This is a genomic window from Bombella intestini (assembly GCF_002003665.1).
Classification (GTDB): Bacteria; Pseudomonadota; Alphaproteobacteria; order Acetobacterales; family Acetobacteraceae; genus Bombella; species Bombella intestini.
The window spans coordinates 242,113-260,289 of record NZ_JATM01000002.1 but is presented as its reverse complement, the minus strand read 5'-3'; the positions used below and the strand labels follow the sequence as shown (position 1 = coordinate 260,289).

At 53.7% G+C, this 18,177-nt stretch carries 12 protein-coding genes; 4 read left to right on the top strand and 8 right to left on the bottom strand.

Features of this window, described 5'->3' with window-relative positions; translation table 11 throughout:
- Positions 1-228: 228 nt before the first annotated feature.
- The 4 genes from AL01_RS04330 to AL01_RS04315 form a co-directional block, all read right to left on the bottom strand.
- Positions 229-1,668, bottom strand: a complete 1,440-nt coding sequence (locus tag AL01_RS04330; protein WP_077396349.1) for a sensor histidine kinase — start codon at positions 1,666-1,668, stop codon at positions 229-231.
- Positions 1,655-2,386, bottom strand: a complete 732-nt coding sequence (locus AL01_RS04325; RefSeq protein WP_077396348.1) for a response regulator transcription factor — start codon at positions 2,384-2,386, stop codon at positions 1,655-1,657. The genes AL01_RS04330 and AL01_RS04325 overlap by 14 nt, the downstream gene beginning before the upstream one ends.
- A gap of 69 nt (positions 2,387-2,455) precedes the next feature.
- Positions 2,456-3,646 (bottom strand): BaiN/RdsA family NAD(P)/FAD-dependent oxidoreductase, encoded by a 1,191-nt coding sequence (locus AL01_RS04320; RefSeq protein ID WP_077396220.1) that lies wholly within the window; start codon positions 3,644-3,646, stop codon positions 2,456-2,458.
- Positions 3,647-3,673: 27 nt separating this feature from the next.
- Positions 3,674-4,342: a glutathione S-transferase family protein gene (locus AL01_RS04315; protein WP_077396219.1), complete on the bottom strand. Its 669-nt coding sequence runs from the start codon at positions 4,340-4,342 to the stop codon at positions 3,674-3,676.
- 82 nt (positions 4,343-4,424) lie between these two features.
- Between AL01_RS04315 and minC the strand changes: the two genes are divergently transcribed.
- The 4 genes from minC to AL01_RS04295 all read left to right on the top strand — a co-directional run bounded on the left by minC (position 4,425) and on the right by AL01_RS04295 (position 9,414).
- Positions 4,425-5,213 (top strand): septum site-determining protein MinC, encoded by a 789-nt coding sequence (gene minC / locus AL01_RS04310; protein WP_077396218.1) that lies wholly within the window; start codon positions 4,425-4,427, stop codon positions 5,211-5,213.
- Positions 5,214-5,390: 177 nt separating this feature from the next.
- Positions 5,391-6,206 (top strand): septum site-determining protein MinD, encoded by an 816-nt coding sequence (gene minD, locus AL01_RS04305; protein ID WP_077396217.1) that lies wholly within the window; start codon positions 5,391-5,393, stop codon positions 6,204-6,206.
- Positions 6,203-6,511 carry a cell division topological specificity factor MinE gene (gene minE, locus AL01_RS04300; protein ID WP_077396216.1) on the top strand — a complete coding sequence of 103 codons (309 nt, stop codon included), beginning with the start codon at positions 6,203-6,205 and terminating at the stop codon, positions 6,509-6,511. Before minD ends, minE begins: the two co-directional genes overlap by 4 nt.
- 380 nt (positions 6,512-6,891) lie before the next feature.
- The gene (locus AL01_RS04295; RefSeq protein WP_077396347.1) at positions 6,892-9,414 is read left to right on the top strand and encodes a TonB-dependent receptor plug domain-containing protein; all 2,523 of its coding nucleotides are present in this window, start codon (positions 6,892-6,894) and stop codon (positions 9,412-9,414) included.
- Between the two features lie 15 nt (positions 9,415-9,429).
- Here AL01_RS04295 and AL01_RS04290 read toward each other — a convergent pair whose 3' ends face one another.
- The 4 genes from AL01_RS04290 to AL01_RS04275 all read right to left on the bottom strand — a co-directional run bounded on the left by AL01_RS04290 (position 9,430) and on the right by AL01_RS04275 (position 18,029).
- Positions 9,430-10,113 carry a Fe2+-dependent dioxygenase gene (locus AL01_RS04290; protein WP_077396215.1) on the bottom strand — a complete coding sequence of 228 codons (684 nt, stop codon included), beginning with the start codon at positions 10,111-10,113 and terminating at the stop codon, positions 9,430-9,432.
- Positions 10,114-10,259: 146 nt separating this feature from the next.
- Positions 10,260-12,638 carry a TonB-dependent receptor gene (locus AL01_RS04285; RefSeq protein WP_077396214.1) on the bottom strand — a complete coding sequence of 793 codons (2,379 nt, stop codon included), beginning with the start codon at positions 12,636-12,638 and terminating at the stop codon, positions 10,260-10,262.
- A 335-nt stretch (positions 12,639-12,973) separates the two neighbouring features.
- Positions 12,974-15,358, bottom strand: a complete 2,385-nt coding sequence (locus tag AL01_RS04280) for a TonB-dependent receptor (RefSeq protein ID WP_077396346.1) — start codon at positions 15,356-15,358, stop codon at positions 12,974-12,976.
- A gap of 310 nt (positions 15,359-15,668) precedes the next feature.
- Complete coding sequence (locus AL01_RS04275; RefSeq protein WP_077396213.1) at positions 15,669-18,029, bottom strand: TonB-dependent receptor; 2,361 nt, start codon at positions 18,027-18,029, stop codon at positions 15,669-15,671.
- Positions 18,030-18,177: the final 148 nt, after the last annotated feature.

Sequence of the window (18,177 nt, the reverse complement as noted above, 5' to 3'; positions counted from 1 at the left end):
TAAGAGAATCATCTCCCGCCTCTAATATCCCGCAATAGGCTCGTCTCTCTGTCTCAATACCGCTGAGCAATCTGTCTCTCCACCTGGAGGGGCCCCGAATATTCTGGGTCCCCCTTGCGCCGCATTCGGGGGATTATAACGACGACGCCCAAAGAAAAAATGCTTTTCATCTGAAAAGATTTTTAAGAAGCATGGCTCAGTTGCCAGCACTTTATTTACGCCTATCTGTTACCCTTGCCCCGTGCCCTGAGCGTCTTCCGGATGTGGGAAGATGAGACGGAATACTGTACCACTCCTCACCTCTCCCTCGCGGTTTTCCTCAATTACGAGGCGAGCTTCATGCAGCCGAATAATGGCCGCCACGAGGCTCAGCCCTAACCCACTACCGGGAATGTGACGACTTTTATCCGCCCGGTAAAAACGGCTCATGACAGCATTGCGCTCTTCCACAGCAATGCCGACCCCCGTATCTCGTACCTCAAACCACGGTTCACACAGCTCATTACAGCCTGCTCGCAGAGTAACCTCACCACCCTCCCCCGTAAATTTGAGGGCATTATCAAGCAGATTGGCTAGTACCTCATTAAGGAGGTCCGCATCCCCCCATAGTTCCACAGGCCCTTCATGCGGCACGACAGACAGAATCAGCCCTTGCGTCTCTGCATTAGGTTCGTACAGATCGGCCATATCGGCAATCAGCGGCATGACATCCATGCGCCTGAAACCAGCCCGCCGCTGCCCATTTTCAATCTCCCCAATCCGCAGCAAAGCTGTGATAACCGAAAAACACTGCTCCAAATCACGCTGACACAGTGCCATCGCCTGCTCAAAACGTGCTTCTTCCTCTGTTGTCGCAGCCATCGTCAGAACAAAACCGTTCAGCCGGTCTAATCGGGCCTGAACACGAGCTAAAGGCGTGCGGAGGTCATGGGCGATATCGTTGCCCACATCCCGCATTTCGCCCATCAGCTGCTCCAACCGGTCCAGCATCCGGTTGACGGACCCTGCCAGACGGTCAAGGTCATCATGGCCACGTCCAACAGGCAGCCTTTCCCGCATCTGCCCTTTAACAATCTGCTCAATGGAATGATGCATCTTGGTGATGCGCCCCAATGCCCGGCGGCTCAATATCATTCCGGCAGTTAGGGCAAAAAGTACGACTGGCAACATGGAGAACAAGGCACATTGTCGAGCGACATGCCGCAGCTCATCCACCATATGGCGAGACCGCCCCAGCACCAACAGGCGGGTCTTCCCCGGCTGCATCCCCGGCACTTCCACCACCAGAAAACGCATGATCGTCACGGAGTGATCCGGCAAGACAAAGGACAGGTTTTGGGTGGACTGACTGGCCGTCAATCCCGCAGGCCATGCCGTCATATCCCCTGCAATGGGGTGATGGTCCTTATCAAACAAGGCCGCCGCATTAAGAAAAATACGCAGCTCACTGGTACTACGTTCCTTCAGCCGGACTTCCAAGTCCCCCGGGGCCTCCTGCATGAGGACAGAAGCCGAACGGCGCAGCAGATCATTGGTACGGAGCTGCTCATAGGTACTGATCTGCCCATAAAGCAGAACCAGCTCCAGCAGCATTCCCAGCACCACAACACAGACAAGCCCCAGCGTCAGCCGGAAAGCCGCCGTGCGGAACAGGTCACTCCGGAACACGTAAACAGAACCCGGCACCACGGATGCTATGGATCAACGGCTCTTCTCCGTCCTTATCCACCTTGCGCCGCAATTTGCCGATATGCACATCCACAAGATTGGTACGGGGCACGAACCGGTAATTCCAGACATCTTCCAGCAGCATAGTGCGGGTCAGAACCGTATTGGGACGCCGGATCATATATTCCAGCAACCGAAACTCCCGAGGGAGCAAGTCAATCTCCCGTCCGTCCCGCCGTACCCGCCGTTCGAGAAGGTCCATTTCCAGCGGGCCCAGTTTCAGCATGGACGTACGCCCATAAACAGGTCGCCTCAGCAGAGCTTCCAGCCGAGCCGCCAGTTCTTCCATCACGAACGGCTTTGTAAGGTAATCATCCCCACCCGCTTTTAGACCACTGATGCGGTCATCCACTGCGGACAGAGCCGACAAGACGAGAACCGGCATAGTCATACCCTGTTCTCTCAGGGTCTCCAGCACGCTTAACCCGTCTAGCCCCGGCAACATGCGATCCATTACCAGCAGGGCGTAATCCCCCTTGCGGGCCATCTCCAGCCCTTCGGTTCCTGTCGCCGCACGAGAGACCTCATAGCCTCGCCCGCTCAGGTCCCCTACGATTTCCTCAGCAAGGCTATCATCATCCTCTACAAGCAGAAGCTTCACAGGAGCCTGCTCATCACCCTCTGGCAACGCATCACTTGGCCAGGGCTGTCGTTCCATTTTTCTAATCTTCTTTCCTGCCGCCATCTCATAGCCTCTCTTCTGACGGGTACGATACCATGTCCGCCATCAGCTACCAGCCCGCTCCGCTGCAGACTGTCCAGCCGCTACCCCGCTAGCCCAAGCCCATTGGAAGTTGTAACCACCCAACCAGCCTGTCACATCTACGGCCTCGCCAACCATATACAGTCCCGGCACCGTGCGGGCCTCCATCGTCTGGGACGATAGGTCCCTCGTATCCACGCCACCCCGCATGACTTCTGCCTTGAGGTAACCTTCTGTCCCAACGGGCTTCAACACCCAGTCATTCACCTCTGCAGCTAAAGCCCGGATTGCCTTCCCCGGCTGTTCAGCTAAGGGGCGATCATCCAATTTTCCAGCAATCAGAACACGCACCAGCCGAGAGGGCAGAGCTTCCAGCAGAGCTGGCGCATGCGCCTTAGGCCGCTGATGACAGACTGTCCGCATGACCTCATGAGCATCCTGACCGGGTAGCAGATTCAGGCGCACAGCCTCATTGCCCTCCCACCATGACGATATCTGCAAGATGGCCGGACCAGACACACCCCGATGAGTAAAAACCATCCCACCAGTAAAGACGGGCTTTTTCCGCCCCACAAGCGAAGCCGTAACCTGTAGCGACACACCTGCAAGGTCTGGCCAAGGTTCCTCAAGGAGGAAAGGAACGAGAGCCGGGGCCGGCGGCACGACCCTTAACCCGAACTGCCGGGCCATTTTCAGGGTGAAGTCCGTTGCGCCCAATTTAGGAATGGACAGCCCACCTGTCGCCAGAATGACAGACCGTGCCTGAACACCCCCCCATGACGTATCCAGCGTGAAGACATGGCCATCGTGCCTTATGTCGCTCAGAGAACACCCAAGCTGAAACTGTACTCCACCCGCCCGACACTCATCTTCCAACATGGTGACGATCTGTCTGGCCGATTCATCGCAGAAGAGCTGACCATCTTCCTTCTCATGCCAGCGGATACGGTGTTTTTCGACAAGGGAGAGGAAATCCCGTGGCCGATAGCGTGCTAACGCTGACCGGCAGAAACGTGGATTTTCAGAACGATAATGCGTCCAATCCGCTTTTAGGTTGGTGAAATTACACCGTCCCCCACCAGAAATGAGAATCTTCTTCCCCGGCTGATCGGCATGATCAAGCAGGATAGTCTTCGCCCCTCTCTGTCCTGCTGTAGCAGCGGCCATCATTCCGGCTGCCCCCGCCCCTATGACGGCCACATCCCATACTGTCATGCCCACATCACCTTTCTCGGCGTTCGCTCAAAAATCAAGATCAGCATAATGGGCAGGAGGCTTCACACCGCTAACACGATCACTCAAGAGGTCCCGGAAACAGGGACGAGACTTAATGCGGGCGTACCAATCTCGCACACATGGGGCCCGACGCCAGTCGATATCCCCCAGAAAGTCCAATGCGGAGATGTGGGCTGCGGCTATAAAATCTGCTGCTGTCAAAACAGAACCACCAAGCCATGTCCGTGTTTCGGCCAGATAACCGATATAATCGAGATGGAAACGGAGATTCTTGTAACCAGCCTGAAGCACTTTACCATCAGGATGACCCTGCCCGAAAAGACGCTTCTCGACCTTCTCCCCCAACAGATTGACCATAACCTCCTGCTGGAACAGTCGCTCGAACCAGTCCATCAGGCGGCGGACCTCCACACGATCAGTCAGACTACGCCCCATGAGGGAGATCTCCGGATAGGCATCTTCCAGATACTCAGCAATAACCCGCCCACCGGGCACGATAATGCCGTTATCCTCCACCAAAACAGGAACCTCACCTGCTGGGTTTAGGTCGTAAAAGCGTTCGTTCTGCTCCCACGTCTTTTCCACGACAAGCTCGAAAGGCAGTTTCTTCTCTGCCAGCATAAGCCGTACAAAACGCGATTGCGGAGACAGGGGTAAGTGATGCAGTATACGCATATGTTTTTCCTACGGCATTTTTGCACCAGGGAACAGAGACCATTCCGATCAATCCAGACACAGCTACGGTGACCCCAAGTTCATGTCCAGCCCATCAGCATCTCAGTCATTCCATCTGTCAGATGCGCCTACAGTGCAAGCCCCGGCATCCAACGCTATGACCATTCGTGCCCGGGGTCGTTCCTTTTTGGCACTTATCCTCTCTCCAGAGGCACCTCTAAAGGAATGGCTGGCTGGCCTTGATGAGCATATGAGGCGGGCAGCCGGGTTCTTCAACCGTCAGCCTGTCATTCTGGACCTCAGCTTGCTGGATGAACACACAGAGGGCCTAGCCGACTTCCAGCAGGAGCTACGCCAACGCCATGTGCATCTGATTGGCATAGAAGGTGGAGACCGCCACTGGGAAGCACTCCAGTCTTGGGAATGGCCCATCGAACTTCAGGGAGGACGCCCGAGCGGCCCTGTAAAACTCCCCGACAATGAAGAAGATAAACAGGATAGCAGCTCCACCGCCGTAACATTGCGGGAGCCCCTCATCATCAACCGTGCTGTGCGGTCCGGGCAGTCCATCCAGAATCCTGATGGTGATGTCATTGTGCTGGGAGCCGTCTCCTCCGGGGCTGAGATCATTGCCGGGGGGTCTGTCCATGTCTATGGCCCACTGCGCGGGCGGGCCATAGCCGGTGTAGACGGCCACCCCCATGCCCGCATCTATACCGCCAAAATGGAAGCCGAACTGCTAGCTATTGATGGCTTCTATATGGTCGCCGAGGAAATGCCAGAGGAATCAATTGGGCAAGCCGCACAGGTTTATCTAGAAGATGAACGCTTGAAAGTTGTTCCTCTTCCGGCAGGAACTGTTAAGGCATGATATTTATCTTTCCAGCGAAAAGGAAAATCCCATTTTGCCGGTAGAATGTCTTATCAATGCCTAGTCAATGCGGTAGAGTACGAAGCAATAGAATAAGGTTCGCTTTTCCTGAACCTTGACAGTCTGTAACAGTGTTAACAAAGGCTTACGGGCCACTACGGGAAAGCTGAAGAGTCCATGGCAAAGATCGTCGTTGTTACATCCGGCAAGGGGGGGGTTGGTAAGACAACCACAACAGCCGCCCTTGGGGCCGCTCTGGCACGAAGTGGGCAAAATGTGGCGGTGGTCGACTTCGATGTCGGGCTGCGTAATCTGGACCTCATCATGGGGGTGGAACGCCGCGTTGTGTTCGACCTCATCAATGTGATTCAGGGCGAAGCCACACTCAATCAGGCGCTGATCCGTGATAAACGCTGCGATACCCTGTCCATTCTGCCGGCCTCCCAAACCCGTGATAAAGATGCCCTGACAAGCGAGGGCGTAGAACGAGTGATGGACGAATTGCGGGAACGTTTCGACTGGATCCTCTGTGACAGTCCTGCCGGAATTGAACGCGGTGCCCGTCTAGCCATGCACCACGCCGACCATGCCGTGATTGTCACCAACCCTGAAGTCAGCTCTGTGCGTGATTCAGACCGTATCATCGGGATGCTCGACAGCCAAACGGCCCGTGCACAGAAGGGTGAGACGATAGAAAAACACCTACTCGTAACACGCTACGACCCGAGCCGCGCCTCCCGTGGGGAGATGCTGAGTGTTGAGGATGTCGTGGGTATTCTCTCCCTTCCCCTGCTTGGCATCGTGCCCGAGAGTGAAGACGTCCTCAAGGCCTCCAACGTTGGTGCCCCTGTCACTTTTGCCTCACCAGAAAGTGCTCCCGCTCTTGCCTATTTCGAAGCTGTAGACCGGCTGGAAGGCAAAGACGTCCCCGTCACAATTCCGACAGAGAAACGTGGTCTGTTTGATCGCATTTTCAAAAAGAGGGGCTCATGAGTTTTCTGGACAGCTTTTTTTCCCGGAAACGCTCCGAGGCAAGCAGCAATGTGGCGCGGGACCGACTGCAAATTCTTCTAGCGCATGAGCGTCAAGCTCAAGAGGGAGGTGATTCCACCCTCTTGCGCACTCTCCATGCGGAAATCCTCGAGGTTCTGGCACGTCATGTCTCCATTGATGAAGACAATGTGCAGATTAAGATGGATCGGGGCCAGAAATGTTCCAAGCTGGAAATCGACATTCAAGTGCCCCAGAGTGGCCTGAGGGCGCAGGTCTCCACCGTGACGCCTAATGAGGACCTCTAAATCAGCTTTAGTAATCCACAGTTAGCCGGACCCTGAGCGGGGTCTTCCCCGCCGTTGTCCTCAGCCATGACAGGCTATCACTAAGCAATCATCATAGTTTCTGATTGCTGCCCTGCCCATCTGTAGTAGATAGGGTGTCGGGCTGAGTGATTTTTAACTATTAATTATAGTTTATTTTGTGTTCTGAACAACACACAATTGTGTCTTTCATGCTGCGGTTTGTTCATAACACCCTTTATTCCATAGCCAGAAAAGAAGCCATTCTATATCAGGTCAACACTTAGTTTTTTTCTATTTTCACTATTTGAGATAGTTCTTGCTCCAGAACCTCCTACTCTGCGTGCAGGATTATGATCTCATCTGCTGGAAAGTTGGTCCCGATGCGTTCCCTGCTTCTTTCGCGCCGTTTCGCTTCCCTGCCCTCCCTGCTTGGAATCGGGCTGGGTTGCATCCCCATTCTGCCGCTTCAGGCTAATGCCGCAGATAGGGACCAAACTATTGAGCAGCCACATACCCCCCATAAAAAGACTCCCTCATCAAGGAAGGTCACCAAAAAACAGGCCGCTGCACCGCTCCTGCAACGACATGTCCAGCAGGTGCAGGGCGGCACGGAAACCCTCATCGTCACCGGTACACGAGAGATTGGGAAAAAGGCCCGTGATTCCATTGCTCCCGTTGATGTTGTCTCCAGCAAGCAGCTCACCAACACCGGTCAGCCAACCCTGCGTGATGCCATGCAGCTCCTGCTGCCGTCCCTCACCGTACCCACAGGTGGTTTTGATGCAGGTGCCCTAACTGATTCCATCAGCCTACGAGGGCTAAGTTCCAATGAGACGCTAATCCTCGTGAACGGGCACAGGCGGCACACCACGGCCAACATCTACGCCGATACTGGCCCACAGCAAGGCACCACCCCTACCGACATCGACATGATCCCCCTCTCCGCTATTGATCATATCGAAGTGCTGAGAGACGGTGCCTCTGCCCAATATGGGTCAGACGCTATTGCAGGCGTGGTAAACATCATCCTCAAAAAACAGGATCATGGCCTGACGATACGCTCCAACAGCGGCATTACCAGTGATGGCGATGGCTACCAACAAGGTATCTTCATCGATGGCGGGGCATCGTTTGCACAGGACCGTGGTTTCATCCATGTCAGCGGTGATCTCGTCCATCAGGATCACAGTTTCCGCTCCGCACCAGATAGCCGGACCGGAACAACCATCAACAAAATCCTAAGCCAACCAGAGCAGACCCGTGAGTCCGTAGCCATCAATGCAGGCTACGACATTACCAACACACTCCAGCTCTACAGCACGGCTACCTATGCCCACCGTCATGCGGAAGCCTTCCAAAATTATCGTCTGCCCTCTTCCCTCTCCAGCACACCGGGTTATGCCGCCATTTATCCTGACGGCTACTCCCCTCTCCAGACGTTGGAAGAAAATGACTTTGAAATCACGGCAGGACTAAAAGGCCGCCTTGCGGGCTGGCACTGGGACCTTTCCAGCACCTACGGGCGAGATTTCGACAATATCGGCCTGAAGAATGACGCCAACAAAGCCCTGCCTGCCTCTGCTCTTCAGACAACCTATAAAAGGGTGCAGGGCTTTAATGACACGCAATGGAATAATGAGCTGAACCTGAACCGGAAGCTCTATCTCCCCTTCTGGCCCCATAGCATCAACCTCGCCGGGGGTGCAGGCTACCGTTATGAAGCATATTCCATCGCTGAAGGTTCCAGCGCCAGCACATATGGCGGCGGGACAAGCCTAGCCCTTGCGGGCACAAGCCCCCGGAGTGCAGGCAATTCAAACCGTGATGTAGTTTCCGGCTATATTGATATCGCCACCCATCTGACAAAAAACTGGCAGCTAGACATGGCCGGGCGGTATGAACATTACACAGATGTCGGCAATACCCAGACTGGCAAGATTTCCACACGCTATGATGTATCAAAACGTCTGGCCTTCCGGGCAACCTTTAGCAACGGTTTCCATGCCCCCACTCTGGCACAAGAGCATTATTCAGCCCTGACCCTTTCCCCGACCGTAGCCCGTGGGCTGGTAGCAGCTAACTCACCCGGTGCCATTGCCAGCGGCGCCCAGCGTCTGAAGCCGGAGCAAAGCACGAACGTAGAAGGCGGCATCATTGCCGAGCCCTTCAAAGGGCTGCATGTCACGACTGACTTTTACCAAATCGACCTACGGGGCCGCATCCTGCCCGGAAACAATATCTACGGCGTGGAAGCCGCCAATGTTCTGGCAGCCAATGGCATTACGGACCTGCCCGCCAACATCAATAATAATAACCTGTCCACCCAGTGGTTTGCCAATGTGGCCAATACCCGCACGCAGGGCATGGACATGACCATCACCTACACCACCAAGTTCCGCCACGCTGGACATATCGACTGGGATGCCGCCCTCAATCTTAACCGCACGAGGCTGCGCCATCAGGCCGTCCGTAGCGATGGCACGCCAGTTCTCAATGCGCCAAGCCGAGCCTACATCACTACGGCCTATCCCCGCAGCAAGATCATCTTTGGTGGCACATGGGTATCACCAGCCCATCGCTGGGCCGTAGCCCTGCATGAAATCCGATACGGACAGACGACTTCCGCTCTTACCTATTATAAGAACAACAACACCTCGACTGCCTCCACCACCAACTATCTCCAGTTCCATAACAAGCCGAAATGGACGACCAATCTTTCGGTGACCTACAACATCACCAAAGTGTGGAGTGCGACACTGGGCGGGAACAACATCTTCGCTGCGTTCCCCAGCAAGGTGCCCCGTGGGAACCGCTATCTGGGGGCACCCAAATATTACATGAGTACCTCCCAGCTCGGCATTAATGGTGGTTATTACTATCTAGACGTGTCAGCCCGCTTCTAAGAAGCGGGTCAGACCTCACATCTCTGCCCATGTCCGCAGCAGGTTGTGATAAACATTGGTCAAACGCAGTACTTCTGCGTTCTTAGGGCCGTGACTCTGGGTCAGGGCCATGATGCTCTGGTCCAGATCAAACAGGATGGACCGATGTTCCTGCGACCGGATGACGGACTGTGCCCAGAAGAAAGACCCCCAGCGGCTGCCCCGTGTCACGGGGGTGACCGTATGCAGGGCCGTGGTAGGATAGACAATCATATCCCCCGCAGGCAGGCGCACACGCTTTTCTTCTGATGGCCCATGAAGAACCAGCTCGCCCCCGTCATATTCATCAAGATCGGAAATAAAAAGCGTGCTGGACACATCCGTACGGATGCGATGCCCCGTACCGGGAATAGGCCGCAGGGCGTTATCAACATGCGCCCCAAAATTCATCCCCACATCATAACGATTAAAGAGTGGTGGTACGAGACGGAGCGGTAGAACGGCACTGTTATAAAGCGGGTTCGTCCCCAGCTTACGCAGCACAAAAGTGGAAAGTTCCTTCCCTAATGGGCTGTCTGGAGCGATTTGGAGATTATTCTTCACACTGCCAGATTGTGCCCCGGCCGTACCCCGGCCATCAACCCACTCCCCCGCTGCCAAACGGGACCGTAGATCGGCCAGTTCTTCTGCCGTGAGAACACCCGGAATATGCAACATCATGAGATCATGCCTTTCAGGCAGGCCCGGCGGCACCGCCACTTACAGGAAAAGGAGCAGACGAGGCCGTCTGCTCCATGTGAAACCTTCACACCATCATCCAGAGGTTTCAAGACCGGACATGCAGGAGGCATGACCGGCCCCAACACTCAGTAATCCATAGTCAGGCGACCAAGGAACGTCCGCCCCGGTGCCGGTGTGGCATAGCCCGTGAAAAGACTATTGTAATTCAAACGGTTCGCCAGATTGTACCCGTTGAGGGAGACCTGCCAGTGCCGCCCAAAATGATGGGAGATAACGGAGTCAAAATCCACATTAGCGGGCACCTTGGCCGTGTTGTCGTTATTCAGATACACACCCTGACGCCACGTCAGACCACCGCCGATAGTGAAGTTCCACGGCGTACCGGGAAAGGCCTCATAAGCAGACCAGAGCGTCGCCTGATTGTGCGGTACATACTGAATCTGGTTACGCATCCGCCCGCCACCATTGGAAGACGTTTTCGGATCATACAGCGCATAGGTGGCCGTGATGTTCCAGCCCGGCAGGATCATCCCACCAAGGGAAAGCTCCATACCTTGGTTACGCTGCTGGGCACCCGTGTTGATGGTGGAGTTAGACACAGGGTCAGTCGTCAGAGCATTGCTCTTATCCAAGCGGAAGAGCGAGATGGTCGCCCCCAGACGATCATGGAACAGGCTAAACTTACTACCGACCTCATAAAGGCGAGCACGCTGCGGGCGTGTATCCACAGTTCCTTGTGATCCCGGACGGACCGGCACGGCACCGCTGGTCACATACATACCTGTCGGTGTGGTGGAGCTAGCATAGGTGAAATAAACCGTCTGCCATTTGGTCGGGGTCAGCACGAGGCTGGCCGTGGGATTAAAGGTATTGGTCGTCTGTGGGAAACTCTTATCCGGATTATTCGGCAGCTCAGACAGGCCGTATGCCCGGTAATTGCTCTGCCAGCGATCCCAACGGAACCCACCTTTGATAGACGCCCATTTCGTCAGCCATATCTGGTCATACAGGAAGATACCTGTATCAAACCCATAGCCCCGGCTATTCGGCTTTTTACCGATACCCGCAATATTCGGCATAGAATCCGCTTTAGCTGAAACACGGCGAACCATCGCATCCGGCACATTATATGGGTCCGGGTTCAGCATGTTCGCCGTTGGGACGGCCTTAGTAAGAGACACACCCTGATACGTATCCTGCTGACGGGAATCATGGACATATTCCATATCAAACCCGGTCACGACCTGATGCCGCAGGAAGCCCGTATTGAAGTCAGCCTGTAAGGAAGCGACATCCTGGAAGGACCAACTATTCTGCTTATAAGGCAGCGGCACACTACCATTAGTGTTGCGAGTAATCACACCGGCACCGTAATTGCCACTATTCAGTGCATTGACGCATTTCGTACCGCACTGAACCTTGGAGGCCTCAAAGTCACGGCTATACTCACCAAAGCGCAAGTCGTTATGGAATGTCAGATGATCATTGAAGATATGCTTTAACCGCAACGTCTCCATCGTGTCATCGGTATGGTTATGGTCCTGCTGCTTGCCGTACCAGTTTTGGCGGGGCACACCATATTCCGAGATCGGCCGCCCATAAGCGGAACCACGAGCCTTGATAACCGGCATACCGTAATCCGGCACGCTGTCATCCGTCTCATGCATGACCTGAAGCACAACGGTCGTCTTCGTCCCCAGCCCAAAAGCGATGGAGGGGGCAATACCCCAGCGATGATCCCAGACATGGTCTCGCCCGACTACATCATTAGACGCACCCAGCCCCTCCAAACGGAAAGCCGTTGTATCGTTGATGCGCTTATTCACATCCACCGTGCCACGGAAATAATTCGCAGACCCACCGCTGAAATCCACATTATAGTGGTCATTAACAGTTGGCGTCTTCGTGACGACATTGATGGCACCGCCTGTCGTACCATTACCAAAAACCTGTGAGGACGGCCCCTTGATGACGTTGACCGAATCATAATTGAAGCTGTCACGGGAATAGACACCAAAGTCCCGCAAGCCATCTTCATAAATGTCATTCTGTGCCGGGAAACCACGGATGAGGAACTGATCCCCATTCAGGCCGCCAGCCCCTTCCCCAACAGACGCCGTAATACCGGGAACGTTGCGCAAGGCTTCATCCAGCGACTTAACATTCTGCTGCTTGATGAGTTCACGGGGCACCACATCAATCGTCTGCGGCGTATGCATGACATCCTGTGGCATACGCCCCATGTCGTTGCCAGCATGCATCGTATTGAACGGATGACCGATGACATGGATACGCTCCACATGCGTAGCCTGAACACCAGTCTGTGCTGGTGCCTGAGCTGCTGTCTGAGACGCCGATGTTCCAGCCTTATGCGTCTCCTCTGCTGTAGCCGAACCGACCTGATGTGGGGCTGTTGTATCAGCGGCATATGCGCCCCCAGCGACACCCCCCAGTGTCAGAACAGCCGAAGCCGGCTTGAGGCATTGATGGATAAAACGGCTCATATCAAGGTGCTCCACGGCAGAGTAATACGATCTCCAAAAGGAGGAAGCCCCTGATAGATGATAATTATTCTCAGTTTCAAACCTTAAACGCTCTTTCTAAACGTTTAGTAATGAGATTGTGTCTTAATTGCCACAATCTCCTCTTCCCCCATGAAAATGGCTTTTTTCTCCTATTTTTCTGCAAAAGCTCGCCCAAACAAAAGGCGACAATCTATCTATTTCATGGAAATAATAAGCAATACCGAACAATGAGATAAGGTTATTCTAGCCTCATCTCTCTGTCGGCAGATGCCTTTCAGGCCAGATGCACAAGCATCCGGCCTGAAAAAACATACTCAGTAATCCATCGTCAGGCGGCCAAGGAACGTCCGCCCCGGTGCTGGGGTGGAATAACCACTAAACAGCGTATTGTAATTCAGACGGTTCGCCAAATTGTACCCATTGAGAGATACCAGCCAGTGCCGCCCAAAATGATGGGAAATGACAGTGTCGAAATCCACATTAGCGGGCACCTTGGCCGTGTTGTCGTTATTCAGATACACACCCTGACGCCACGTCAGACCACCGCCGATAGTGAAGTTCCACGGCTTGCCGGGGAAGGCCTCATAAGCAGACCAAAGCGTTGCCTGATTATGCGGCACATACTGAATCTGATTATACTTCGCTCCACCATTATTACTGGATGTTTTGGGGTCATACAGGGCATAGGTCGCCGTGATATTCCAACCCGGCAGGATTAGCCCTCCCAGAGAAAGCTCCATCCCCTGGTTACGCTGCTGGGCACCCGTATTGATGGTAGCATTAGAAACCGGATCGGTTGTCAGAGCATTGTCTTTATCCAGACGGAAGAGCGAGATGGTCGCCCCCAGACGGTCATGCAAGAAGCTAAACTTGCTTCCCACTTCATAGAGGCGAGCATGCTGTGGCCGGTTATCCACCGATCCGCCATTCTTACCCGGCCGCACCGGCACAGCCCCACTGGTGACATACATGCCGGTTGGTGTCGTAGAGCTGGCATAGGTGAAATAGATGGTCTGCCATGTCGTTGGCGTCAGCACGAGGCTCGCCGTGGGGTTGAAAGTATTTTTCGTCTGCGGGAAACGGCGATCCTCATTAGATACAGGGCGGTTCTTGTCATTCAGCGTCATAGCTGGCCCGCCGGTTATGGTGTAACCGCTCTGCCAGCGGTCCCAACGGAACCCACCCTTGATAGACGCCCATTTCGTCAACCAAATCTGATCATACAGGAAGATACCTGTATCAAAACCATAGCCGTGGTTATCCGGCTTTCTACCCAACCCGGCAATATACGGCATGTTCTTGATATTCTCTCCCCCCGGAACACGCCTAGCCTGCGCATCCGTAACCTCATATGGGTTGGGGTGGAGTAGATTAGCCGCCGGGATAGCCTCGGCATAAACATCCTGATGACGGGAATCATGGACATATTCCATATCAAACCCAGTCACGACCTGATGCCGCAAGAAACCGGTCTTAAAGTCAGCCTGCAAGGAGGCAACATCTTGGAAAGACCAGCTATTCTGCTTGTACGGCAAAGGCACGCTATTGCCCGGCGTCGTGCGATTTACCAGCCCCTTGGCAAAATCACCGCCATTGATGGCATCAATACACCCTGCCCTACACACAACCTTGGAAGCCTCAAAATTGCGGCTATACTCACCAAAGCGTAAATCGTTATGGAATGTCAGATGATCATTGAAGATGTGCTTTAACCGCAGCGTCTCCATCGTATCATCAGTATGGTTATGGTCCTGCTGCTTGCCAAAGAAGTTGTGACGAGGCACGCCATATTCAGACAATGGACGCCCATAGGCCGACCATTTTGTCTTGATGACAGGCATACCGAAATCAGGCACGCTGTTGTCGGTCTGATGCGTGACCTGAAGTACAACGGTCGTCTTCGTCCCCAACCCAAAGGCGATGGAGGGGGCAATACCCCAACGATGATCCCAGACATGGTCCCGCCCAACCACATTGTTGGAGGCTCCCAATCCTTCCAAACGGAAAGCGGTCTTGTCGTTGATGCGCTTATTTACATCCACCGTGCCACGGAAATAATCCGCAGACCCACCGCTGAAATCCACATTGTAATGATCAGTGAGTGTCGGCGTCTTCGTCACGACATTGATGGCACCACCTGTCGTACCGTTACCAAAAACCTGTGAAGATGGCCCCTTGATGACGTTGACCGAATCATAATTGAAGCTATCACGAGCATAGACACCAAAGTCCCGCAAGCCATCTTCATAAATGTCATTCTGTGCCGGGAAACCACGGATGAGGAACTGATCCCCATTCAGGCCGCCAGCCCCCTCCCCAACGGACGCCGTAATGCCGGGGACGTTACGCAGGGCTTCATCTAGCGACTTGACGTTCTGCTGCTTGATGAGTTCACGGGGCACCACATCAATCGTCTGCGGCGTATGCATGACATCCTGTGGTAAACGCCCCATATCGTTGCTGGCATGCATCGTATTGAACGGATGGCCGATAACATGGATATGCTCCACATGCGTGGCCTGAACGCCCTGTGTCTGTGCATCACTGTTGGGCTGCGCCGAGTGGTTTGTTCTCTGCCCTGTAACGGGCATGGTCTCTTCCTGCGGGGAAGCAGACGCTGCACAGGCCCCGCCCGCCACACTCCCCAAGGTGAGCACCGCTGAAACTGGTCGGAGACACTGATGAATAAATCGACTCATGGAACAATCTCTGTCTGAAAGGGGGTCACGCACGTCCTGAAAGGACAGCTGCTCCATAAATGCGAATAAGTCTTAATTTTAACTTTAAGGAATTCTTTCATCGGCACAGAAGGACAGTAACTGTGTTAAAAATAACACGTTTATTTTAAAAAGTTATTTACTATCTATAGAATGGCAGTTCGTAATCGGTATAGCCAGTTAGACCTTTAGGGTGACAATCCCCTCCTCTCACGACATCCCCATAAAAAAAACTGCGCCCCTCTGATCAAAGAAGGGCGCAGCCAGCACATCGTATGTCGTGATGGTAAGTTCAGTAATCCATGCTCAACCGCCCGAGGAAGGCACGCCCCGGTGCCGGGGTTACCCGGTTTGTAAAGAGCGAGTTATAATTGAGGCGATTGGAAAGATTGTACGCATTCAGCGAGACAACCCAATGCCGGTTGATACGGTGCGAAATATAGGAGTCAAACTCCACATTCGCTGGTACCTTAGCCGTATTGGCGAGGTCCAAATACACACCCTGACGCCATGTCAGGCCGCCACCAATGGTGAAGTTCCACAGCTTGCCGGGGAAGGCCTCATAAGCAGACCAGATAGTCGCCTGATTATGCGGCACGTACTGGATGTTCCGCCCACGATTAGCACCAGACATGACCCGGGGATCATACAAAGCGTAAGTAGCTGTCACGTTCCAACCCGGCAGGATCACACCACCAAGGGACAGCTCCAGCCCCTGATTACGCTCCTTCACACCTGTGGCAAGTATCTGCCCAGCAACTGGATCGGCCGTCAGAGCATTATTCTTATCCAGCCGGAAGAGCGAAATCGTAGCACCAAGGCGGTCATGCAGCAGACTCATCTTGGAACCAACTTCATAAAGCTGGGAGCGTTCAGGCTGACTAGCGACCTGCCCATTCACAGGACGGATTGGCAGGGCGCCGTTCGTCACATACATGCCCATCGGGGTGGTGGAGCTAGCATAGGTAAAGTAGAATGTTTGCCAGCTATTAGGGGTGATCAGCAGGCTAGCCGTTGGATTGATAACACCTGTCGTATCACGATAATCCAAGGCCGCAGAAGGGGCCTTCCCCAGCGGGCCACGTTGAGCTGCACTTTCCTGCCCGTCTGCGCCCCATGTCTCATACCTGGTCTGCCAACGATCCCAACGCAGCCCACCTTTGGCAGACAACCACTTCGTGAACCATACCTGATCATACAGGAACAGCCCCGTATCGAAGCCATAACCATGAGAATCAGGCCGCCCAAGACTATAGTTAGTATTCTTCCAGCAATTTCCAGAATCAGCACGACATGTTGAATAAGCGTAATTATCACGCTTCGGATTATAGGTGTCCTGCCACGGGATGGCCCGGTGTGCTCCAACAGCATCATAGGCATATTGCCGCCGGGAATCCTGCACATACTCTATGTCGAACCCTGTCACGAGCTGATGCCGCAGGAACCCCGTATTAAAATCCGCCTGCAAGGAGGCAACATCTTGGAAAGACCAGCTCGACTGTTTGTACGGCATCGGCCCACCATTAAGGCCGATACCAGCCGCCGGATTGACCTTCTTGTAGCCCGGGTTATAAATCTGCATTTCCGAGCATGTGGCATTGACACACTGCGGTGTAGAAGCCGCAAAGTCACGGCTGTACTCTCCGAAGCGAAGATCATTATGGAATGTAAAATGCCGGTTGAAGACATGCTTCAGCCGTAATGTCTCCATCGTGTCATCACTGTTATCGTGATCTTGCGATTTGCCATAAACATTGTTCCGGGACACGCCGAAAGACGATTTCTCCGTGATCGGATGGCCTTTGACAACCGGCACACCATAATCTGGCACATTGCGGGATGTCTGATGCATGACCTGAAGAACAACGGTTGTTTTGGTGCCGATACCAAAAGAGATAGACGGCGCAATACCCCAACGATGGGAATGGACATAGTCACGCCCCACAACCTCATTGGAGTTCGCCATCCCCTCCAGACGGAAGGCTGATGTATCCCCGATGCGTTTATTTACATCCACGACACCACGATAGAAATTGCCTGACCCACCGCTAAAGTCAGCTCCATAATGGTCACGCAATGTCGGAGTTTTGGTGATGATATTGATGGCACCGCCCGTTGTGCCATTCCCGAAGACCTCCGATGAGGGCCCCTTAATGACATTGACGGAATCCTGAAAGAAGCTGTCGCGAGTATAAACACCAAAATCCCGCAAACCATCTTCATAAATATCGTTCTGTGCAGGGAAACCACGGATGAGGAACTGATCGCCACTCATACCGCCAGCCCCTTCCCCAACCGAGGAGGTAATACCGGGAACATTCTTCAGGGCTTCATCAAGAGACTTCGCATTCTGCTGTCTGATCAACTCCCGCGGCACGACATCAATCGTCTGTGCCGTATGCATGACATCCTGTGGCATACGGCCCATATCGTTACTGGCATGCATTGTATTGAACGGATGACCAATAACATGGATCTGTTCAACACCCTTGGCCTGAAGACCCTTTCCTTCATCCGTATCCTCGGCAGGTGCCGTTGTATCCTGAGTGACGTTTACCGCAGCTCCCGGCTCTGCATGAGCCCCTCCCACGACACCACCTAATGTCAGAGCAGCTGATAACGGCTTAAGACCACTACGAATAAAACGACTCATAACCCCACCCAAGAAAGATATTGTTGGGGTTCATCTAAATGATAATCATTTTCATTATATACTAAAGTTTAATTTAAAGACCACGGAACCGCACCGCCCCTCTCACTGAAAGCAGCTACAATCCCCCGTTTTCTGCCGTATCGAGAAC